This window comes from Streptomyces globisporus (assembly GCF_003501885.1).
In the GTDB taxonomy this organism is placed as follows: Bacteria; Actinomycetota; Actinomycetes; order Streptomycetales; family Streptomycetaceae; genus Streptomyces; species Streptomyces globisporus_D.
Map to the genome: position 1 here is coordinate 11,692 of NZ_QWFA01000075.1, position 18,682 is coordinate 30,373.

The 18,682-nt window shown below is 73.2% G+C and carries 16 protein-coding genes and 3 pseudogenes; 10 read left to right on the forward strand and 9 right to left on the reverse strand.

Annotated elements, in window-relative coordinates; genetic code table 11:
- Window position 1: 1 nt before the first annotated feature.
- Both D3105_RS15950 and D3105_RS15955 read right to left on the reverse strand, forming a co-directional pair.
- Window positions 2–988 (reverse strand): acyl-CoA dehydrogenase, encoded by a 987-nt coding sequence (locus tag D3105_RS15950; protein ID WP_118903859.1) that lies wholly within the window; start codon window positions 986–988, stop codon window positions 2–4.
- Window positions 988–2,133, reverse strand: a complete 1,146-nt coding sequence (locus D3105_RS15955; RefSeq protein WP_118903860.1) for an acyl-CoA dehydrogenase family protein — start codon at window positions 2,131–2,133, stop codon at window positions 988–990. Before D3105_RS15955 ends, D3105_RS15950 begins: the two co-directional genes overlap by 1 nt.
- Window positions 2,134–2,225: 92 nt before the next feature.
- Here D3105_RS15955 and D3105_RS15960 point away from each other — a divergent pair, with 92 nt between their 5' ends.
- The 5 genes from D3105_RS15960 (at window position 2,226) to D3105_RS15980 (ending at window position 7,074) form a co-directional block, all read left to right on the forward strand.
- On the forward strand, window positions 2,226–3,008 hold the full coding sequence (locus D3105_RS15960; RefSeq protein ID WP_118903861.1) for an SDR family oxidoreductase: 783 nt from the start codon (window positions 2,226–2,228) through the stop codon (window positions 3,006–3,008).
- A 30-nt stretch (window positions 3,009–3,038) separates the two neighbouring features.
- A complete protein-coding gene (locus D3105_RS15965; RefSeq protein WP_206272754.1) occupies window positions 3,039–3,650 on the forward strand; it encodes a TetR/AcrR family transcriptional regulator in 612 nt (203 codons plus the stop codon).
- Between the two features lie 27 nt (window positions 3,651–3,677).
- Window positions 3,678–4,835 carry an acetyl-CoA C-acetyltransferase gene (locus D3105_RS15970; RefSeq protein ID WP_118903862.1) on the forward strand — a complete coding sequence of 386 codons (1,158 nt, stop codon included), beginning with the start codon at window positions 3,678–3,680 and terminating at the stop codon, window positions 4,833–4,835.
- A gap of 229 nt (window positions 4,836–5,064) precedes the next feature.
- Entirely contained in the window at window positions 5,065–5,268 is a 204-nt protein-coding gene (locus tag D3105_RS15975) for a cold-shock protein (protein ID WP_006123767.1), read from the forward strand.
- A gap of 186 nt (window positions 5,269–5,454) precedes the next feature.
- Window positions 5,455–7,074, forward strand: coding sequence for a DEAD/DEAH box helicase (locus tag D3105_RS15980; RefSeq protein WP_118903863.1), 1,620 nt, complete (start codon window positions 5,455–5,457; stop codon window positions 7,072–7,074).
- Window positions 7,075–7,467: 393 nt separating this feature from the next.
- On the opposite strand, the gene D3105_RS15985 is transcribed toward D3105_RS15980, so the two are convergent.
- From D3105_RS15985 to D3105_RS16000, 4 genes are read right to left on the reverse strand one after another with little or no spacing between them, the layout of a single operon-like run.
- Window positions 7,468–8,568, reverse strand: coding sequence for an NAD(P)H-dependent flavin oxidoreductase (locus D3105_RS15985; protein ID WP_118903864.1), 1,101 nt, complete (start codon window positions 8,566–8,568; stop codon window positions 7,468–7,470).
- Window positions 8,568–9,329 (reverse strand): CoA-transferase subunit beta, encoded by a 762-nt coding sequence (locus D3105_RS15990; RefSeq protein WP_118903865.1) that lies wholly within the window; start codon window positions 9,327–9,329, stop codon window positions 8,568–8,570. Before D3105_RS15990 ends, D3105_RS15985 begins: the two co-directional genes overlap by 1 nt.
- Window positions 9,326–10,216, reverse strand: coding sequence for a CoA transferase subunit A (locus D3105_RS15995; protein WP_118903866.1), 891 nt, complete (start codon window positions 10,214–10,216; stop codon window positions 9,326–9,328). Before D3105_RS15995 ends, D3105_RS15990 begins: the two co-directional genes overlap by 4 nt.
- 3 nt (window positions 10,217–10,219) lie before the next feature.
- A complete protein-coding gene (locus D3105_RS16000; protein WP_118903867.1) occupies window positions 10,220–10,969 on the reverse strand; it encodes an enoyl-CoA hydratase family protein in 750 nt (249 codons plus the stop codon).
- A 94-nt stretch (window positions 10,970–11,063) separates the two neighbouring features.
- On the opposite strand from D3105_RS16000, the gene D3105_RS16005 reads away from it, so the two are divergent.
- The 3 genes and pseudogenes from D3105_RS16005 to D3105_RS35355 all read left to right on the forward strand — a co-directional run bounded on the left by D3105_RS16005 (window position 11,064) and on the right by D3105_RS35355 (window position 13,374).
- A complete protein-coding gene (locus D3105_RS16005; protein ID WP_118903868.1) occupies window positions 11,064–12,020 on the forward strand; it encodes an SDR family oxidoreductase in 957 nt (318 codons plus the stop codon).
- Between the two features lie 127 nt (window positions 12,021–12,147).
- Window positions 12,148–12,414: pseudogene (locus tag D3105_RS35350) on the forward strand (VOC family protein); the annotation flags it as partial.
- A gap of 348 nt (window positions 12,415–12,762) precedes the next feature.
- A complete protein-coding gene (locus D3105_RS35355) occupies window positions 12,763–13,374 on the forward strand; it encodes a GNAT family N-acetyltransferase (RefSeq protein ID WP_412081008.1) in 612 nt (203 codons plus the stop codon).
- 139 nt (window positions 13,375–13,513) lie between these two features.
- On the opposite strand, the gene D3105_RS16015 is transcribed toward D3105_RS35355, so the two are convergent.
- Together D3105_RS16015 and D3105_RS16020 are read right to left on the reverse strand one after the other, a co-directional pair.
- Window positions 13,514–14,269, reverse strand: coding sequence for an ankyrin repeat domain-containing protein (locus D3105_RS16015; RefSeq protein ID WP_118903869.1), 756 nt, complete (start codon window positions 14,267–14,269; stop codon window positions 13,514–13,516).
- 38 nt (window positions 14,270–14,307) lie between these two features.
- Window positions 14,308–15,225, reverse strand: a complete 918-nt coding sequence (locus tag D3105_RS16020; RefSeq protein ID WP_118903870.1) for a hypothetical protein — start codon at window positions 15,223–15,225, stop codon at window positions 14,308–14,310.
- Between the two features lie 320 nt (window positions 15,226–15,545).
- Here D3105_RS16020 and D3105_RS16025 point away from each other — a divergent pair, with 320 nt between their 5' ends.
- Window positions 15,546–16,313 carry a S1 family peptidase gene (locus D3105_RS16025; RefSeq protein ID WP_118903871.1) on the forward strand — a complete coding sequence of 256 codons (768 nt, stop codon included), beginning with the start codon at window positions 15,546–15,548 and terminating at the stop codon, window positions 16,311–16,313.
- A gap of 144 nt (window positions 16,314–16,457) precedes the next feature.
- On the opposite strand, the pseudogene D3105_RS16030 reads toward D3105_RS16025, so the two are convergent.
- Window positions 16,458–18,277 (reverse strand): annotated as a pseudogene (locus tag D3105_RS16030) (glycoside hydrolase family 35 protein).
- A 188-nt stretch (window positions 18,278–18,465) separates the two neighbouring features.
- Here D3105_RS16030 and D3105_RS16035 point away from each other — a divergent pair.
- A pseudogene (locus D3105_RS16035) lies at window positions 18,466–18,682 on the forward strand (AraC family transcriptional regulator); the annotation flags it as partial.

The window sequence follows — 18,682 nt, forward strand, 5'->3', positions numbered from 1 at the left end:
CTCACCCCGCCAGCACCCGGGCCCGGCAGACGGACGGCGTCCCCCAGGCGTCCCGCAGCGGCCGGGCCCGGCGCAGCCACCACGCCAGGTCCAGCTCCTCGGTGTAGCCGACCGCGCCGTGCAGTTGCAGGGCGGTGCGGGCCGCCGCGTACCCCGCCTCGCCCGCCGTCACCTTCGCCGCCGCGACCGCCGCTCCGGCCCCGGGCGACCCCTCGGCCAGCTCCACCGCCGCCCCGTACAGCAGCGGGCGGGCGAACTCCAGGCCGAGCAGAGTGTCCGCGAGGCGGTGTTTGACCGCCTGGAAGGAGCCGACGGGCACACCGAACTGGGTGCGCTGCTTCACGTACGCCACGGTCGCCCGCAGCAGCTCCTCCCCGCAGCCGAGCGCCAGGGCCGCCGTGGCGAGGGCGGCCGTGTCGCCCGCCGCCCGTGCCGCTGCCCGTATCGCCGGGCCCTTGGCCACCGGGGCGCCGCCCGGCTCCGGACGGAACAGCCGGCGCGCCGGGTCCGCCGACGCCGACGACTCTCCGGGGCCCGCGGCGAGCCGCAGTTCGTCGCCGGTCACCGTGAACACGGCGTCCGCCGCGTCCGCGTCCGAGGCGTACGGCCCGGACCCCTCCAGGGTCAGTGACACCATCGCCGTACCCGACGCGATCCCCGGCAGCCACTCCTCGGCCACCGGGCCGCCCGCCCCCGCCAGCAGCACCCCGGCCGCCAGGGTCTCCGCCAGCGGGCCGGGCACCGCGTGCCGCCCCAGCTCGACGCAGGCGACGGTCGCCTCCACGGGCAGCGGCCCGACACCCCCGTACGCCTCCGGGACCGCGAGCGCGAACACGCCCGCGTCCGCGAGCCGCCCCCACAGGGCCCGCCCCGGACCGTGGTCCCCGGCCGCCCACGCCCGCAGGACCGCCGGGGTGTCCGCCGCCCCCAGCAGCGCGTCCAGGGACCGCCCGAACTCCCGCTGCTCGTCGGTGAGCAGAAAACGCATCAGCGCCGTCCCTTCGGCAGGCCGAGCAGCCGCTCGGCGATGATGTCGCGCTGGATCTCGTTGGTCCCGGCGTAGATCGGCCCGGCGAGAGCGAAGACGTACCCCTCCGCCCAGGGGGTGTCCGCCACCTCCGCTTCCGGGCCGAGCAGGTCGAGCGCCGTCTCGTGCAGCGCGATGTCGTAACGCGACCAGAACACCTTGTTCAGGCTGGACTCCGGCCCGAGCGCCGCGCCCGCCGCGAACCGCGACGCCGAGGCGGCCGTGAACAGCTGGTACGCCCGCGCCCCGATCACCGCGTCCGCCACCCGGTCCCGCAGCGCCGTGTCCGCCGGGTCGCCCGCCCGGCGCCACAGTTCCGTCAGCCGGTCGGCGGCGGCCATGAAGCGGCCGGGGGAGCGGAGCGTGAGGCCTCGCTCGTCGCCGGTCGCCGACATCGCGATACGCCAGCCCTGCCCCGGCTCCCCGATGACGTCCTTGTCCGGTACGAAGACCTCGTCCAGGAAGATCTCGGCGAAGGCCGGTTTCCCGTCCAGCCGCCCGATCGGACGGACCGTCACCCCGGGGTCCCGCAGCCCGAACATCAGATACGTCAGCCCCTGGTGCGGTTTCGCGGCCCCCGGGTCCGTACGGAAGATCCCGAACGCCCGGTCCGCGAACGCCGCCCGCGACGACCACGTCTTCTGCCCCGACAGCAGCCAGCCGCCCTCCGTCCGCACCGCCCGCGACCGCAGCGCCGCCAGGTCCGACCCGGCCTCCGGCTCCGACCAGGCCTGCGCCCAGATCACCTCGCCGCTCGCCATCGGCCCCAGCACCCGGGCCCGCTGCCCGGCCGTGCCGTGGGCGAGGAGGGTCGGGGCGAGCAGGCTGACCCCGTTCTGCGAGACCCGGCCCGGCGCGCCCGCCGCCCAGTACTCCTCCTCGAACGCCAGCCAGCCGAAAAGATCCGCGCCCCGGCCCCCGTACTCCTCGGGCCAGGAGACCGCCGACCAGCGGCCGGAGTGCAGCAGCGCCTCCCACTCCCGGTGCGCGGCGAACCCCTCCTCGGTCTCCAGGGAGGGCAGCGGTCGAGCCGGTACGTGCTCCCGGAGCCAGGTCCGGGCCTCGGTCCGCAGGGCCTCGGTCCGTGCTGTCTGCTCCAGATCCATGGGGTCCGCCTTCCGTGAGGCCGTTCCCTAACAAGTGTTTGGTAGGTTAACGTACGGCTCACGCACCGTCGAGGAGCCAGGGGGATGGGCCGATGAGCGCACCGCCGTACCTGCCGGGACACGGACTGCTGGCCGGCCGCACCGCCGTCGTCACCGCCGCCGCCGGAGCCGGGATCGGCGGCGCCACCGCCCGCCGCTTCCTGGAGGAGGGCGCCCGCGTCCTCGTCAGCGACGCCCACGCCCGGCGGCTCAAGGAGAGCGCCCTCGCCCTCGCCGACGCGTTCGGTCCCGACCGCGTCACCGCCCTGGCCTGCGACGTCACCGACGAGAACCAGGTGGCCGCCCTCTTCGCCCACGCCGAGCGCACCCACGGCGGCCTCGACATCGTCGTCAACAACGCCGGACTCGGCGGCACCGCCGAACTCACCGAGATGACCGACGAACAGTGGACGAAGATCCTCGACGTCACCCTGAACGGCACCTTCCGCTGCACCCGCGCCGCCCTCCGCTCCCTCAAGGCCGCCGGGCGGGGCGGAGTCGTCGTCAACAACGCCTCCGTCGTCGGCTGGCGCGCCCAGCGCGGCCAGGCCCACTACGCCGCCGCCAAGGCCGGCGTCATGGCCCTCACCCGCTGCGCCGCCGTCGAGGCCGCCGACTACGGCGTACGCGTCAACGCCGTCGCCCCCAGCCTCGCCATGCACCCCCACCTCGCCAAGGTCACCTCCGTCGAACTCCTCGCCGAACTCACCGGGAAGGAGGCCTTCGGCCGGTACGCCGAACCCTGGGAGATCGCCAACGTCATCGTCTTCCTCGCCAGCGGCTACTCCTCGTACATGACCGGCGAGGTCGTCCCCGTCAGCAGCCAGCATGCGTGAACACGCAGGCCGTGGACGGACAATGGCCGGGTGTCTACCAAGAAGAAGCCCCAGGTGACCCCCACGCCGGAGCGACGACGGGAACTGCTCGCCACCGCCGCCGAGGTCTTCGCCGCCCAGGGATACAACGCCACCACCGTGCGCCGCATCGCCGACGAGGCCGGGATGCTCGCGGGCAGCCTCTACTACCACTTCGATTCCAAGGAATCGATGCTCGACGAGATCCTCTCCACCTTCCTCGACGAGCTCTGGCAGGGCTACGACGAGGTCCTTGCGGCCGGCCTCGGCCCCCGCGAGACCATCGAGGCACTGGTCACCGAGTCCTTCCGGGAGATCGACCGGCACCGCCCCGCCGTCGCGATCTACCAGAAGGAGTCCAAGCACCTCGCCACCCAGCCGCGCTTCGCCTACCTCGCCGACTCGCAGGCCAAGTTCGAGAAGGCCTGGCTCGGCACTCTGGAACGCGGCGTCACCGAAGGCGTCTTCCGCGACGACCTCGACATCCGCCTCACCTACCGCTTCGTCCGCGACACCGTCTGGGTCGCCGCCTCCTGGTACCGGCCCGGCGGACACCACAGCCCCGAGGAGATCGCCCGCCAGTACCTCTCGATGGTCCTGGACGGCATCGCCCTGCGTACCTGACCCCGAGCGCCCCGAGGAGCAGCAGCCATGACCGAGGCCTACATCGTCGAAGCGGTACGCACCCCCGTCGGACGGCGCGGAGGGGGCCTCGGGGCCGCCCACCCCGCCGACCTCGGCGCCCATGTGCTGCGCGAGCTGATCGCCCGGTCGGGCGTCGACCCGGCGGCCGTCGAGGACGTCGTCTTCGGCTGCCTCGACACCGTCGGACCGCAGGCCGGCGACATCGCCCGTACGTCATGGCTCGCCGCAGGACTGCCCGAGGAAGTCCCCGGCGTGACCATCGACCGGCAGTGCGGCTCCTCGCAGCAGGCCCTCCACTTCGCCGCCCAGGGCGTCCTCTCCGGCACCCAGGACCTCGTCGTCGCCGGTGGCACCCAGAACATGACCCAGATCCCCATCGCCTTCGCCTCCCGGCAGGCCGCCGAACCGCTCGGCCTCACCCAGGGGCCGTACGCGGGCAGCGAGGGCTGGCGCGCCCGCTACGGCGACGCGCCCGTCAACCAGTTCCACGGCGCCCAGCTCATCGCCGAGAAATGGGGCATCAGCCGCCGCGACATGGAGGAGTACGCCCTCGCCTCCCACCGGCGGGCCGTCCGCGCCCTCGACGAGGACCGCTTCAACCGCGAGACCGTCGCGTACGGGAACGTCACCGCCGACGAGGGGCCGCGCCGCGACACCACCCTGGAGAAAATGGCCGGACTGCGCCCCGTCGTCGAGGGCGGCACCATCACCGCTGCCTGCTCCTCCCAGGTCTCCGACGGAGCCGCAGCCCTGCTCATCGCCTCGGAACGGGCCGTCGCCGAGCACGGCCTCACCCCCCGTGCCCGCGTCCACCACCTGTCCGTCCGGGGCGAGGACCCCATCCGGATGCTCTCGGCCCCGATCCCCGCCACCGCGTACGCCCTGAAGAAGACCGGCCTCACCCTCGACGCCATCGACCTCGTCGAGATCAACGAAGCGTTCGCCCCGGTCGTCCTCGCCTGGCTGAAAGAGACCGGCGCCGACCCCGAGCGGGTCAACGTCAACGGCGGGGCCATCGCCCTGGGCCACCCGCTCGGAGCCACCGGCGCCCGGCTCATGACGACCCTGCTCCACGAACTGGAACGCACCGGCGGCCGCTACGGCCTCCAGACCATGTGCGAGGGCGGCGGACAGGCCAACGTCACGATCATCGAGCGGCTCTGAGCGCCGCCCCGACCCGCGGCGGCGTGTCATGATCCACCGCCGCGGGGGAGGGCGTGCTAAGGTGGTCCGCGTTGCAGTTTTGGTACCCATGAACATTATGTGCGCCTGACGGGAATGCTTCGTCAGGCGCTTTATTGTTTTCCGGCTTTCTCCGGATGGGGCTCAATGCGGCGACTTGGAATTCGTAAAGTGCGGATTTCCGGCACTGCACCTGTTTTAGGAGATTGACATGGCCACCGGTACCGTGAAGTGGTTCAACTCGGAAAAGGGCTTCGGCTTCATCGAGCAGGACGGCGGCGGCGCCGACGTCTTCGCCCACTACTCCAACATCAACGCCTCCGGCTTCCGTGAGCTGCAGGAGGGCCAGAAGGTCTCCTTCGACGTCACGCAGGGCCAGAAGGGCCCGCAGGCCGAGAACATCGTCCCGGCCTAATCGTCGGACGCGTACCTCGCTGACCGGGGCCCGCACCGTGAAGGTGCGGGCCCCGGTTTGTGCTGTCCGAGCAAACAAGCCGTTCTGTGCGCACATCCTGGGGGCGCACGGGGAACGGCCGGGCCGGCACATCGCAGTAACCCATTCGGCAGTTGCCCAGGAATCCCCCCAGGAGGGCAATTCCGTATGACCAGCTCCGAACGCTCCGAGCGATCCGAACGCCAGGACCGCACCCCCCGCTCGCGACCGGCCCGTGGCCGGGGCCGCGGCCAGGGCGCCGGCTCCCCGGCATCCTCGAACGGCCGGGGCGGCGCACCCCGCTCCCGGGCACAGGGCGGCTCCAAGCCCGCGGCCCGCCGCAAGCCCGCCGTCGCAGCACCCGCCGAGTTCGCCCTGCCGGAGACCATGACCCCCGCGCTGCCGTCCGTCGACGCCTTCGCCGACCTGGACATGCCCGCCGCGCTGCTGAAGACCCTCGCGGCGCAGGGCGTCACCGAGCCGTTCCCGATCCAGGGCGCGACCCTGCCGAACTCGCTGGCCGGCCGCGACATCCTCGGCCGGGGCCGCACCGGTTCCGGCAAGACGCTCGCCTTCGGCCTGGCCCTGCTGGCCCGGACCGCCGGCCGCCGCAGCGAGCCGCGCGCCCCGCTCGCCATGGTCCTCGTCCCCACCCGCGAGCTGGCCCAGCAGGTCACCGATGCGCTGACCCCGTACGCGACCGCCGTGAATCTGCGGCTCGCCACCGTCGTCGGCGGCATGTCGATCACCAAGCAGTCCGCCACCCTGCGGCGCGGCGCCGAGGTGCTCGTCGCCACCCCGGGCCGGCTCAAGGACCTCATCGAGCGCGGCGACTGCCGCCTGGACCAGGTCGCCATCACCGTCCTCGACGAGGCCGACCAGATGGCCGACATGGGCTTCATGCCGCAGGTCGTCGCCCTGCTCAAGCAGGTCGAGGCGGACGGCCAGCGCATGCTGTTCTCCGCGACGCTCGACAAGAACATCGACCGCCTCGTCAAGATGTTCCTCACCGACCCGGTCGTGCACTCCGTCGATCCGTCCGCCGGTGCGGTCACCACGATGGAGCACCACGTGCTCCACGTCCTGGACGAGACCGACAAGAAGGCCGTCGCCACGAAGATCGCCGCCCGGGACGGCCGCGTGATCATGTTCGTCGACACCAAGCGCGCCGCCGACCGCTTCGCCAAGCGGCTGCTCGCCAGCGGTGTCCGGGCGGCCGCGCTGCACGGCGGGCGTTCGCAGCCGCAGCGCAACCGGACGCTGGACCAGTTCAAGAACGGGCAGGTCACCGCGCTCGTCGCGACGAATGTCGCGGCCCGTGGCATCCACGTCGACGACCTCGACCTGGTCGTCAACGTGGACCCGCCGACCGACCACAAGGACTACCTGCACCGGGGCGGCCGTACCGCCCGGGCCGGGGAGTCCGGCAGCGTCGTCACGCTGGTGCTGCCCGACGAGAAGCGCGAGATGACCCGGCTGATGCAGGACGCGGGCATCGCGCCGCGGACGACCCGGGTCACGTCCAGCGACGAGGAGCTGACCCGGATCACGGGTGCGCGTGAGCCGTCGGGCATCGCGATCGTGATCGAGGTCCCGCAGCCGACCCCGCCGAAGCAGCGGACCCGGTCGGGCTCCGGCTCCGGCGGTGGAGCGGTGCGCTCCGGGAGCCGGGGGCGTGGACGGCGGGGGTCGGGTGCGGGTGCCGGAGCCGGCGCGCAGGGCGGCGCGGCGCGTTCTGGTGCGCCTGCGCGGGCCGGCGCTCCTTCGCGGCGTCGCCGGGCGGCGTAGGGCCCGCGTTCAGCCGTCCGGCGCATATCAAGCCGTCCGGCGTTTGAGGACGGGCAGGCGTCCAGCCGCCCGACAGTTGCGGACCGGGACACTTCCGGCCGCCTGACGGCTGCGGAACGGGGGCCTTTCAAGCCGTCCGGCGCTTGAGGACCGGGGTCCGGGGCAGAGCCCCGAAAGCCCCGGGACGGGGCTTTGTCCTCAAGCGCCGGACGGGCTGGAATGTGGCCGCCCGGTCCTCGGCCTCGGGCAAAAGACGTCCTCAAGCGCCGGACGGGCTTGATGCGGCCGGAGTCGTCCTCCAGCCCGGGCCCGGGCTGGATGGGGGCGGCCGGGCCCTCAAGTGCCGGAGGGGCTTGATGCGCCCCCGGTCCGTGGCTTCGGGCACGGGCGTCCTCAATCGCCGGACGGGCATGAAGGGGCGGCCCGGTCCCCAAGTGGCGGGTCCGGCATCGCGCCCAGGTCCGCAAGCGTCCGCTCCGCGTCCGCCATCACCCCCTCCACCAGCCCCGCCACGCTCGGCAAGTCCTCGATCAGGGCCGCCACCTGGCCGGAGGCCATGATTCCGAGGTCCGTCCGGCCCTCGACCATCGCCGCCCTCAGCAGCATCGGCGTGTTCGCCGAAAGAAGCACCTGGCTCCAGCTCAGGCCCTTGCCGTGCCGCATCGCCAGCCCGTCCCGGACCATGCCCGGCCAGCTCAGGCCGGACAGCCGGCGGAAGCGGGACGCCCGGCGCACCGCCTCGTACAGGGCGCGCAAACGGCCCGCCCCGCCCTCCAGTTCCGCCACCATCTCCGTACGGAGCATCCGGTGCGGCAGCCCGTCCACCGCACGCGTCAGCGTGATGTCCTTCGCCGTCGCCGCCAGGTAGCGGGCCTTCACCGCGTCCGGGACCGTCGAGTCCGACGTGAGCAGGAAGCGCGTCCCCATCGCGACCCCCGCCGCCCCGTACGCCAGCGCCGCCACCAGGCCCCGGCCGTCGTGGAAGCCGCCCGCCGCGATGACCGGGATGTCCACCGCGTCCACCACCTGCGGCAGCAGGACCGTGGTGGCGACCTCGCCCGTGTGGCCGCCGCCCTCGCCGCCCTGCACGATCACCGCGTCCGCACCCCAGGCCGCGACCTTCTCCGCGTGCCGCCGGGCCCCCACCGACGGGACGACGAGAACGCCCGCGTGCTTCAGCTCCGCGATCAGCTCCCGCGACGGGGCGAGCGCGAACGACGCCACCCGGACGCCCTCCTCGACGATGATCCGCACCCGCTCCCGGGCGTCCCCCGCGTCCGCCCGCAGGTTCACCCCGAACGGCGCGTCGGTCCGGGACCTCACCTCCCGTACGGCGGAACGCAGTTGCTCCGGCGTCATGGTCGCGGAGGCCAGGATGCCGAGCGCCCCGGCCCGTGCGGTCGCGGTGACCAGGCGGGGGCCCGCCACCCAGCCCATCCCGGTCTGCACGATCGGGTGCCGGACGCCGACGAGGTCGGTCAGGGCGGTGCGCATCAGACCCTGACCTCCCGGTCCCGGGTGCGCGCCGGGTCGATGGCCTCGCGGATCAGGGCGAGTTCGGCGGGGGAGGGGCCGCGGGTGTACGGGACGTCGGCGGGGACCGTGAGCGCGAAGCCCGTCGCCTCGCGGACCTGGTCGACCGTGACGCCGGGGTGGAGGGAGGCCAGCCGCATCGAACGGTCCGGGGTCGCGAAGTCGAAGACCCCGAGATCGCTCACGACCCGGGGGATGCGGTGGAAGCGGGTGGCCGAGGGGCCCGCCGCCCGCGCGCTGTCGTGGCCGACCCCGCAGATCATGTCGACGCGTTCGACGAAGACCCGGGGGGAGTGCCGGGGGATCCAGTAGCTCACCGGGTTGTTAAGGGTGTTGACGGGTGCGCCGCGCACCCCGAGGAGCTGGCGTGCCGGCCGCTCCCAGGCGCCGATGCAGGAGATGTTCTGGTTGCCGAACCGGTCGATCTGGCTCGCGCCCATCATCACGTGCCGCCGTCCGCCCGTCACCAGGGCCAGATGCCTCCGGTAGGGGAGCCAGCCCTCCGGCTCGCCGTCCGGGCCGACGAGCGTCGCCTCGCCGTCCGTGAGGAGCAGATCGGGGGCGAAGGTCAGCCGGGCCAGCCGGGCCCCCACCGACGGCACCGCGCCCATCGGACTGGCCAGGATCTCCCCGCCGCCCCGCCAGGCCTCCGCGCAGGCGATCACGCAGTACTCGGCACGGGTCACGGCCGCGGTGGCGGCCCCGCCGCCGGACGCGTTCACTTCTGCTCCTCGTGCCAGATGCGGACGGCTTCCCGGTAGCTCTTCTCGTCGCCGTCCGGAGGCAGGAAGCGCGCTGCGAAGTCCGCCCAGGCCACGGGGTCCGCCGCCGCGGCCGCGTACGCCTTCTGGAACAGCTCGTCGCGCGGGTGGTCGGGTGCGCAGGAGGTGAAGTGGGCCCCGCCGGGCGTTTCCACGACACCCGTGACGGAGTGCCGTTGGACGAGGAGAGTCGGCAGTGCCCCCGTGTCCTCGGTCAACTCCCGCGTGTCCACCAGGCGTTCGCAGGAGACGTACGCCGTGTCCGCCGCCTCGCAGAACAGGTCGTCGAAGTACGGGTCGGGGCCCAGGTACCGGCCGTTGCCGAGCCGGTCCGCCCGGTTGAGGTGGACCAGCGCAGCGTCCATCCGCAGGGCGGGCATCGCGACGAACTCCTCCCCGTCCTCGTACGGCGAAGTCACCTTCCGCAACTCGGGGTTGACCCGCATGACGTCCGAGCCGAGACCGGCCCGCACCGGCAGGAACGGCAGCCGGTTCGCCGCCGCGTGCAGCCCCCACATGAACATCGCCTCGTCGATCTCCGTCAACGCGAACGCCCCGCGTTCCCGGGCCGCCCGGTAGTGCGGCTCCAGCGGGATCGAGTCGAGCGTCACGAACGCCGTGACCAGGCGGCGGATGCGTCCCGCCGCGGCGAGCAGGCCGACGTCCGGGCCGCCGTAGGAGATCACCGTGAGATCGGTGACCGATGACCGGAGCAACGCCCTGACCAGGGCCATCGGCTTGCGGCGGGACCCCCAGCCGCCGATCCCGACCGTCATCCCGCTGCTCAGCCGGTCGACGACCTCCTCGGGTGTCATCGTCTTGTCGTGCGCGTACGGGGCGGTGGTCACGGTTCAGGCCTCCTTGCCGAAGGTGTCGCGGACCCGGGCGGCGGTCCCGGCGAGGTTCGCCTCGAAGGTGAACCCCTGCTCGAAGCGGTAGCTGCGCTGTACGTCGACGGGGTCGATGCCGTTGAGCGCGGCCTTGGCCAGCCGCAGCAGATGGCCGTCCTTGGCGGCGATCTCCGCCGCCAACTCCAGTGCCGCGGCCTGGAGCCCGGCGGACGGCACCACCTGCCAGACCGAGCCGTGGGCGTGCAGTTCGGCGGCCGTGACGGTCCGCGAGGTGTAGTACAGCGTGCGCATCAGATGCTGCGGGACCAGCCGGGCGAGGTGCGTCGCGGCGCCCAGCGCGCCCCGGTCCAGCTCCGGCAGGCCGAAGACCGCGTCCTCGCTCGCCACGATCGCGTCGGCGTTCCCGACGAGCCCGATGCCGCCGCCCAGGCAGAACCCCCGCACCGCCGCGACGACCGGCACCTCGCACGCGTACACCGCCGCGAACGCCTCGGCGCAGCCCCGGTTGGCGCCGATCAGGGACGCGTGCCCCGGATCGCGCTGCAACTCCTTGATGTCCACACCCGCGTTGAAGCCGCGCCCCTCGGCGGCCAGGACGACGCAGCGCACCTCCGGGTCGCGGCCCGCTGCCCGTACGGCGTCGGCCAGGTCGTACCAGCCCTGTACGGGCAGCGCGTTGACGGGCGGATGGTCGACGGTGACGACGCGGACGCCGTCGGTTCCGGAGGGGGAGGAGGTGGAGACAGTCATCGGAGGATCAGCTACCTTTCCACCAAACATTTGTTAGGTGGACGGTAGCAGGCACCCCCGCCCGCCAACCAGGCCCACTTCCAGGGGAGATGAGATGACCGCACCCACCGCACACCGCGCCGGACTCTGCGCGGACCGGGTCGTCGCCGTCACCGGCGCCGGGCGCGGGCTGGGCCGGGCCCATGCGCTGGCCTTCGCCGCCGAAGGGGCCCGGGTTGTCGTCAACGACCTCGGCGTCGGACCGGACGGGGGCGGGGGAGGGACCCCGGTCGGTGACGGGCCCTCCGGCGGACCTGCCCGCGCGGTCGTCGACGAGATCGTGGCCGCGGGCGGCGAAGCCGTCGTCCACGGCGGCGACATCGCCACCGCCGAGGGCGCGGCCTCCCTGGTCGCCACCGCCCTGGACGCCTTCGGCCGCCTCGACACCCTGGTCAACAACGCGGGCTTCCTGCGCGACCGGATGCTGGTCAACCTCGACGAGGACGACTGGGACGCGGTGGTACGGGTCCACCTCAGGGGCCACTTCCTGCCCCTCAAGCACGCCGCCGCCCACTGGCGCGCCGAGTCGAAGGCGGGCCGCACGCCGGCCGCCCGGGTGATCAACACCAGCTCCGGCGCCGGGCTCCTGGGCAGCGTCGGCCAGGGCAACTACGCGGCCGCCAAGGCCGGAATCGTCGCCCTGACCCTGGTCGCGGCGGCCGAGCTGGGCCGGTACGGGGTCCACGTCAACGCCCTCGCCCCCGCCGCCCGGACCCGGATGACCGAGCAGACCTTCGCCGAGGCGATGGCGGCTCCGGGGGAGGGTCGGTTCGACGCCATGGACCCCGCCAACGTCTCACCCCTCGTCGTCTGGCTCGGCTCCGCCGCGAGCGACGGGGTGACGGGCCGCGTCTTCGAGGCCGCGGCGGGCCGCATCACCGTCATGGAGGGCTGGCGCCCCGGCCCCACCGACGACCGGGACGCGCGCAGATCCCCGGCCGAGGCGGGCGAGACGGTGCGCCAGCTGCTGGCGGACGCGGAGAAACCGGGGCAGGTGTACGGGACGTCGTAGGCGGGCCGCAGCCGCTGGGGCTTCGGGGAAACTCGCTTGCGCGGACGTCCGGAAACCCGGTATCCAGCACAGGACACCCGAGGAGCGCATGATGACGCGGCACGGCCCCCTGAACGAGTTCTGCTGGATGGACCTCAAGACCCGCGACCCCTCCGGCACCGCCGCCTTCTTCTCCGCGGCGCTGGGCTGGGACTTCGCCGTGGACGAGGCGGACTGGCGCCGGGCCGTCAAGATCTCTGCCGGGGACCACCGGATCGGCGGCGTGAGCGACCTCGCGCAGCCCGTCCACCCGCCGGACCTGCCCGCCCATGTCGCCTACTACCTGGCGGTCGACGACGTGGACCACCGTACGGCCGTGGCGGCGGAGAACGGCGCACAGATCCTCCTGCCGCCCTTCGACGCGGGTGACCAGGGCCGGATCGCCACCCTGATCGACCCCGTCGGCGCGGCCGTCTCCCTCTGGCGGCCGCGGGGGTTCGCGGGATGGCCGGTCTCGCCTCCCGACGAGGGCACGGCGATCCCTCACCACATGGTCCTGGTCTGCGCGGACCCGGAGCGGGCCCGGGACTTCTACACCGGGACGACCGGCGCTCCGCTCGCCCGGGCCACGTTCCTGGAAGCCGCCTCCGGGACCGCGCCGCAATGGGAGCTGTCCGTGGCCGTGGGCGATCCGGACCGCGTCGCCGCCCGGGCCCGCGAGCTCGGCGGCGAACTGGTCACCGTCAGCGGGGGCATCTCACGACTGTCGAGCCCGGAGGGACTGACTCTCCGCCTCACCACCGCACCGGAGGTCTCCCCGGCGTTCCTGGAGACCGACCGGCTCGTCCTGCGCCCCGCCACGAGCGCCGACGCCCCCGACCTGCTCGCCCTCGACAACGACCCCGCCGTCATGCGGTACATCAACGGCGGCCGGCCCACCAGCCCCGAGGACATCCGGGACCGGACCCTGCCGAGGCTCCTCCACGACCACGCGTGCACCGGAACCCGTGGCTACTGGATCGCACGGGAGAGGAAGACGGGGACGTTCCTCGGCTGGTTCGAACTCCGGCCGCTGGCCGACCACGACCCCGCCGTGGTGGAGCTCGGCTATCGGCTGAACCGGGCCGCCTGGGGGTGCGGGTACGCCACCGAAGGCGCACGCGCCCTGGTCGACAAGGGGTTCACGGACCTCGGGGTCCAGCGGGTCACCGCCAACACCATGGCCGTCAACACGGGGTCCCGGCGCGTGATGGAGAAGGCGGGGCTGACCTTTCTGCGGGCCTACACCGAGGACTGGCCGGAGGTCATCGAGGGCTCCGAGCACGGCGAAGTGGAATACGAGCTGACACGGGAGGCGTGGCGGCGCGGACGGTGAGGGGAGGGGCGGGTCCGGTTCGCGTTCGGCTCAGGCCCACCCGGGCGCGTTCGGCTCACGCCCACCCGGGTGCGCCCGGCTCGCGCGCGCCCGCCTCACGTCCCCCCGCCCGCCTCACGCCCACCCGGGCGCGTCCGCCTCAGGCCCGACCCTCCAGCAGCGCCACGATCTCCGCGTGCCCCGTGTGCTGGTCCATCCCCGCCGACGGCACCCCGTCCCGGAGCAGCTCCACCGCCACGGTCTCCTCGCCGTCCCGCCGCTCGCGGAGCACCACCGTGTCGAGCCCGGAGCCGTACATCTCCTCCAGCCGCCGCAGCAGCTCCCGCTCCGGATCGAGCCCGGCGATGCGCCGCGCCTCGGCCAGGGCGACCGCGACCACGGGCTCCTGCCCCTCCGCCGCCGCGCCGTGCGCGAGCAGCGCCCGTACCGTACGCACCGAGCCGCGCTGCGCCGCCAGCACCAGCATCGCCTCGCCCTGCGGGCCCGGCAGCAGCGGGTCCGCGCCCCCGGCGAGCAGCGCCTCGACCGTCGCGGCGTGGCCCAGGCCGACCGCCCAACGCAGCGCGGTGAAGCCGAACTCCTCGCGCAGATCCGGCCGGGCCCCGGCGGACAGCAGCGCCTCCACCACCTCGGTGTGCCCGCCGCACGCCGCCCCGCACAGCGGCAGATCACCGGCCTCGGGCCCGCTCGCCCGGTTGGGGTCGGCCCCGGCCGCGAGCAGCAGCCGCACCATCTCGGGGCGGTCCTGCACCGCCGCCGTGTAGAGCGCGGTCGTACCCTCCTCGTCGCTCGCCTCGGCCCGCGCACCCGCGCGCAGCGCCCGTACGACCGTGTTCTCGTCCTCGTACAGCGCGTCGAACAGGCTTGGTTCGTCCCTGATCGGCTCGTTCGTCATCCTTCGACCCTACGGCCGGACACGGACAACGCCCGAGGTCAGGTGTCGCACTCCAGGCGCGTACGGCACAGCCCGCAGCGGGCGCTGACCCGGCCCCGGACGGGGAGCCGGATGCGCTGGTGGCAGGTGGGGCAGGGGAAGGAGACGCGCAGCCCTTCGGCGCCGGTCTCGAAGACGTACGGAACGTTCGGGTCCGGGGCGGCTTCGGGGTGGTCCCGGGCGTACCGCCGGTCCTTGGCGTAGCGGCGGCGGCCCGTCCAGCCGGCGGCGGTCAGCGGAGGTCGGCGCAGATCGTCCAGCGCCCGCTGACGCCCCTTGGTGTACGCGGTGTACGCCTGGGGGCTGGTGAACCACGGCGAGGGGTCCTCGTCGAAGGCCAACGCCCGCTTGGCCAGGACGTATCCGAACTCCTCCGGGGTCAGATAGCCGAGCTTCTGGCGGGACGTCGCGTCCTCCCGGAACGCGTCCAGCAGCAGCCAGCCCGTGCCGAGGTAGGCCGTCGTCGTGTCGGTCAGGATCTCGTTGGCGCGGGTGCCGGGGAACTCCAGGCCGAGTCGGTGCAGCAGGACATGGGTGACCTCGTGCGCGAGCGCCGCCCCGATGTCCCTGCGGTGGGTGCGGAACCGGTCGTTCAGCTCGATGAAGTACTCGGGGCCTGCGGCCAGTTCCACGCTCGCCGCGTGCTCCATCGCGCGGAAGCCGACGATCATCCGGGCGTCGGGGAGGCGCAGATGCTGGACCAGGGAACGCGCCACCCGCTGGGCTCCCAGATGCAGATCGTCCTCGTCCGCGAATGCGGCGTCGACGGGCGCGAGGCTGGTGGCATAGGTGCGGACGCCGTCCGCCGAGAGCCGCCGGTAGAGCGCCGTGATCGCGGAGCGGACCGTGTCCAGATGCGGAAAGCCGTGGGCGACGGGTGCGCCCGGAGGACTGTTCGTCACGCCGGAATCCCCCATCCGCGACGGTCGACGGATCTCCACTGTATGCCGGGCGGGGGAGAGGGGCCGGAAAGCCGCCGGGTGATCTTGGCCGAAAACTACACCTTGTGTCAGCGGTCACCCGGTACCGATAATCGGAGCGTTCTTGTCGAGTACATGACCAATTCGGTTTCCGTGCCGGAGGTCGTCACCCGGCAGGGGCATGCGCGCCGGACCGCGCGACCCGCAGCACGTCGGCACTTCCAGCTCTTCGTACAGGAAGTCCTGCACGGCAACGCGGTACGGCAACCTCCCACAGCAACCCCCCACACGAGATCCCCCCACGAAAGCAGGCATCTGTGAAGCTTCTGAGCGCGCTGAAAAGGTGTTCCGTCGCCATAGCCGCCGTCGCCCTCGCGACCGTCAGCCTCCAGCCGGCCTCCGCCGCCCCCCAGCCGATCGTCGGCGGGGAACGCGCCGAACAGGGCGAATTCCCGTTCATGGTCCGGCTCTCCATGGGCTGCGGCGGTTCGCTCTACACCCAGGACATCGTCCTCACCGCCGCCCACTGCGTGGACGGTTCGGGCGACGACACCTCGATCACCGTCACCGGCGGCGTCGCCGACCTCGAGTCGCCCGACGCCATCACGGTCAAGTCCACCAAGGTCCTCCAGGCCCCCGGCTACAACGGCACCGGCAAGGACTGGGCGCTGATCAAGCTCGACAAGCCGATCGACCAGCCCACCCTGAAGATCGCCACCGACGCCACCTACGACGAGGGCACCTTCACCGTCGCGGGCTGGGGCGCCGACAAGGAAGGCGGCAGTCAGCAGCGCCACCTCCTCAAGGCCGACGTCCCGTTCGTCTCCGACTCCGACTGCCAGGGCGCCTACAGCAACCTCGTCGCCGACGAGGAACTGTGCGCCGGCCTCCTCGACACCGGTGGCGTCGACAGCTGCCAGGGAGACTCCGGCGGCCCGATGTTCCGCAAGGACGACTCCGACGATTGGGTCCAGGTCGGCATCGTCAGCTGGGGCCAGGGCTGTGCCCGCCCGAACTACCCGGGCGTCTACACCCAGGTCTCGCACTTCGCGGCCGACATCGCCTCCGCGGCCGACTCGCTCTGAACCACGCGGAGCGGCTCCGACCCCACGCGGAGCGGCCCACCCGCTCGGACCTGAGTCACCCCGATCGCCGGACCGCTCAGACCTGAGCCCCGACCGTCGGACGACAGGCCTGATCCACCCGATCGCCGGACGTCAGCCCGGCGGTCATCGCCGAACCACCCCGGGGGTGCCCGCTAGGCGGGCACCCCCGGACCCAGCTCCACCCACGGCCCGCCCGCGTCCTCCAGTTCCAGCACCCACACCTCGTTGGCGCCCTCGCGGAGCACCGGGCCCGGCACGTACAGGGTCCGCTGCGGGCCCGCCGACCAGTACCGGCCCAGGCAGAAGCCGTTCACCCAGACGAACCCGCGCGTCCAGCCCGGCAGTTCGAGCCCCGCGTGGCCGAGACCCGCAGCGCCCTCGACCGTGAACGCCCCCCGGAACAGTCCCGTCCGCCCCGCCTCGCCCGCCTCCGCTGCGGCTCCCACCGGCCCGAACGGGAGCGCCGCCACCGCGCCCGGTGCCTCGAAGGCGTCCAGCCGCAGCCCCCGGGCCCGTACCCCGTGCAGATACTGCCGCTCGTGCAGCACCCCGCCCGTGACCCCCTTCGGCTCACCGAGCCGCGGCCCGTAGTTGACCCGGCCCAGCGACTCCACCCACAGCTCGACCTCCGCGGGCCCCGCCACCGGCTCCGGCAGCGTGCCGGACTCCTCGGTCAGCACCCCGGCCCGCGCCCCGTCGACGTACACCACCGCCCGGTCCCGCAGACCCGAGGCGCCCAGCGGATACGCCTGACGCGGCCCCGGCACCGCCACCCGGTAGCGCACCAGACCCCGGTCCACGCCCAGCTCCTCGAAGGTCGGCGGCACCCCCGACTCCGTCTCCGGACCGCCCAGCGCCTCCAGTACGTCCCCGAGCCCCGCCCACCCGGTCAACTCCGCCCGTACCGGCCCGGCCAGCCCCTGCGGCTCCGGCGGCAGCGCGGGCAACGGCCGCCGCGCGTAACCCTCCAGCACCTTCCGGAACAGGTGGAACTTCTCCGTGGCCCGCCCGTACTCGTCGACCGGCGCGTCGTAGTCGTACGACGTCACCGTCGGCTGGAACTCCCCGTCCTGCACGGGGCCACCGCGGTTCGCCCCGGCCCAGCCCGCGAAGTTCGTTCCCCCGTGCGCCATGTAGATGTTCACCGACGCCCCGCACTCCAGGATCTCCCGCAGCGCCCCCGCCGCCTGCTCCGCGTCCCGCAGCACCGGTTCGGCCCCCCAGTGGTCGAACCAGCCGCACCAGAACTCCATGCACATCAACGGGCCCTTCGGCTGATGCCGGCGCAGCACCGCGAAGCCCTCCCGCGCCCCCGAACCGAAGTTCGCCGTCGCCAGCAGCCCCGGCACCGAACCCCCGGTCAGCATGTGGTCCTCCGGCCCGTCCGACGTGAACAGCGGGACCGTCACACCGCACCGCCGCAACAGCCCCGCCAGCCACTCCAGGTACACCGCGTCGCTGCCGAAACTCCCGTACTCGTTCTCCGCCTGGACGAGGACCACCGGACCGCCCCGCGACACCTGCCGCCGCACCACCTGCGGCAGCAGCTTGCGGAACCATCGCTCCACCACCGCCCGGTACTCCGTGTCCCGGGTCCGCACCCGCCGCCCGAACCGGCCCGTCACCCACACCGGCAGGCCGCCGTTCTCCCACTCGGCGCAGATGTACGGGCCCGGCCGTACGATCGCCCACAGCCCCGCCCGCTCCACCGCGTCCAGGAACCGGCCGAGCGCCCCCACGTCCCGGACCTCGCCCTCCCGGGGCTCGTGCAGATTCCACGGCACGTACGTCTCGACGCAGTTCAGGCCCATCGCGGCGAGCATCGCCAGCCGGTGCTCCCACTGCTCCTCGTGCACCCGGAAGTAGTGCAGGGCGCCCGACAGCAGCCGTACGGGCTTCCCCTCGAACCGGAACCCGTCGTCCCCCACGGTGAAGTCGGTCATGGTGCAGTTACGCTCCTGTGCTCGGCCGCACCCGGCGGCCCCCGGGTCGATTGGTCCGACCACTGTCACCTCTGGCGCGCACCGGGTCCATGGACAAAGATCGCTGTTGATTGGACGCAACGGACCCGCCGGGACCGGAACCGACGGACCACACCCGGGAGGGGAAGACCGTGACCTACCACACCTGGATGCGCTTCTTCACCCCGAGCCCGCTCCACCACCGCCTGGGCCTCGTCTGCCTCGGCGTCGGCCTCCAGCACGGCGCGCTGCCCACCGTCGGACCCCGCACCCTCGACCACCACGTCGCCGTGATCGTCAACTCCGGCACCGGCTGGTTCAAGGGCCCCGACGGCCGCCGCACCCCCGTCACCGGCCCCAGCCTCATCTGGCTGACCCCCGGCACCC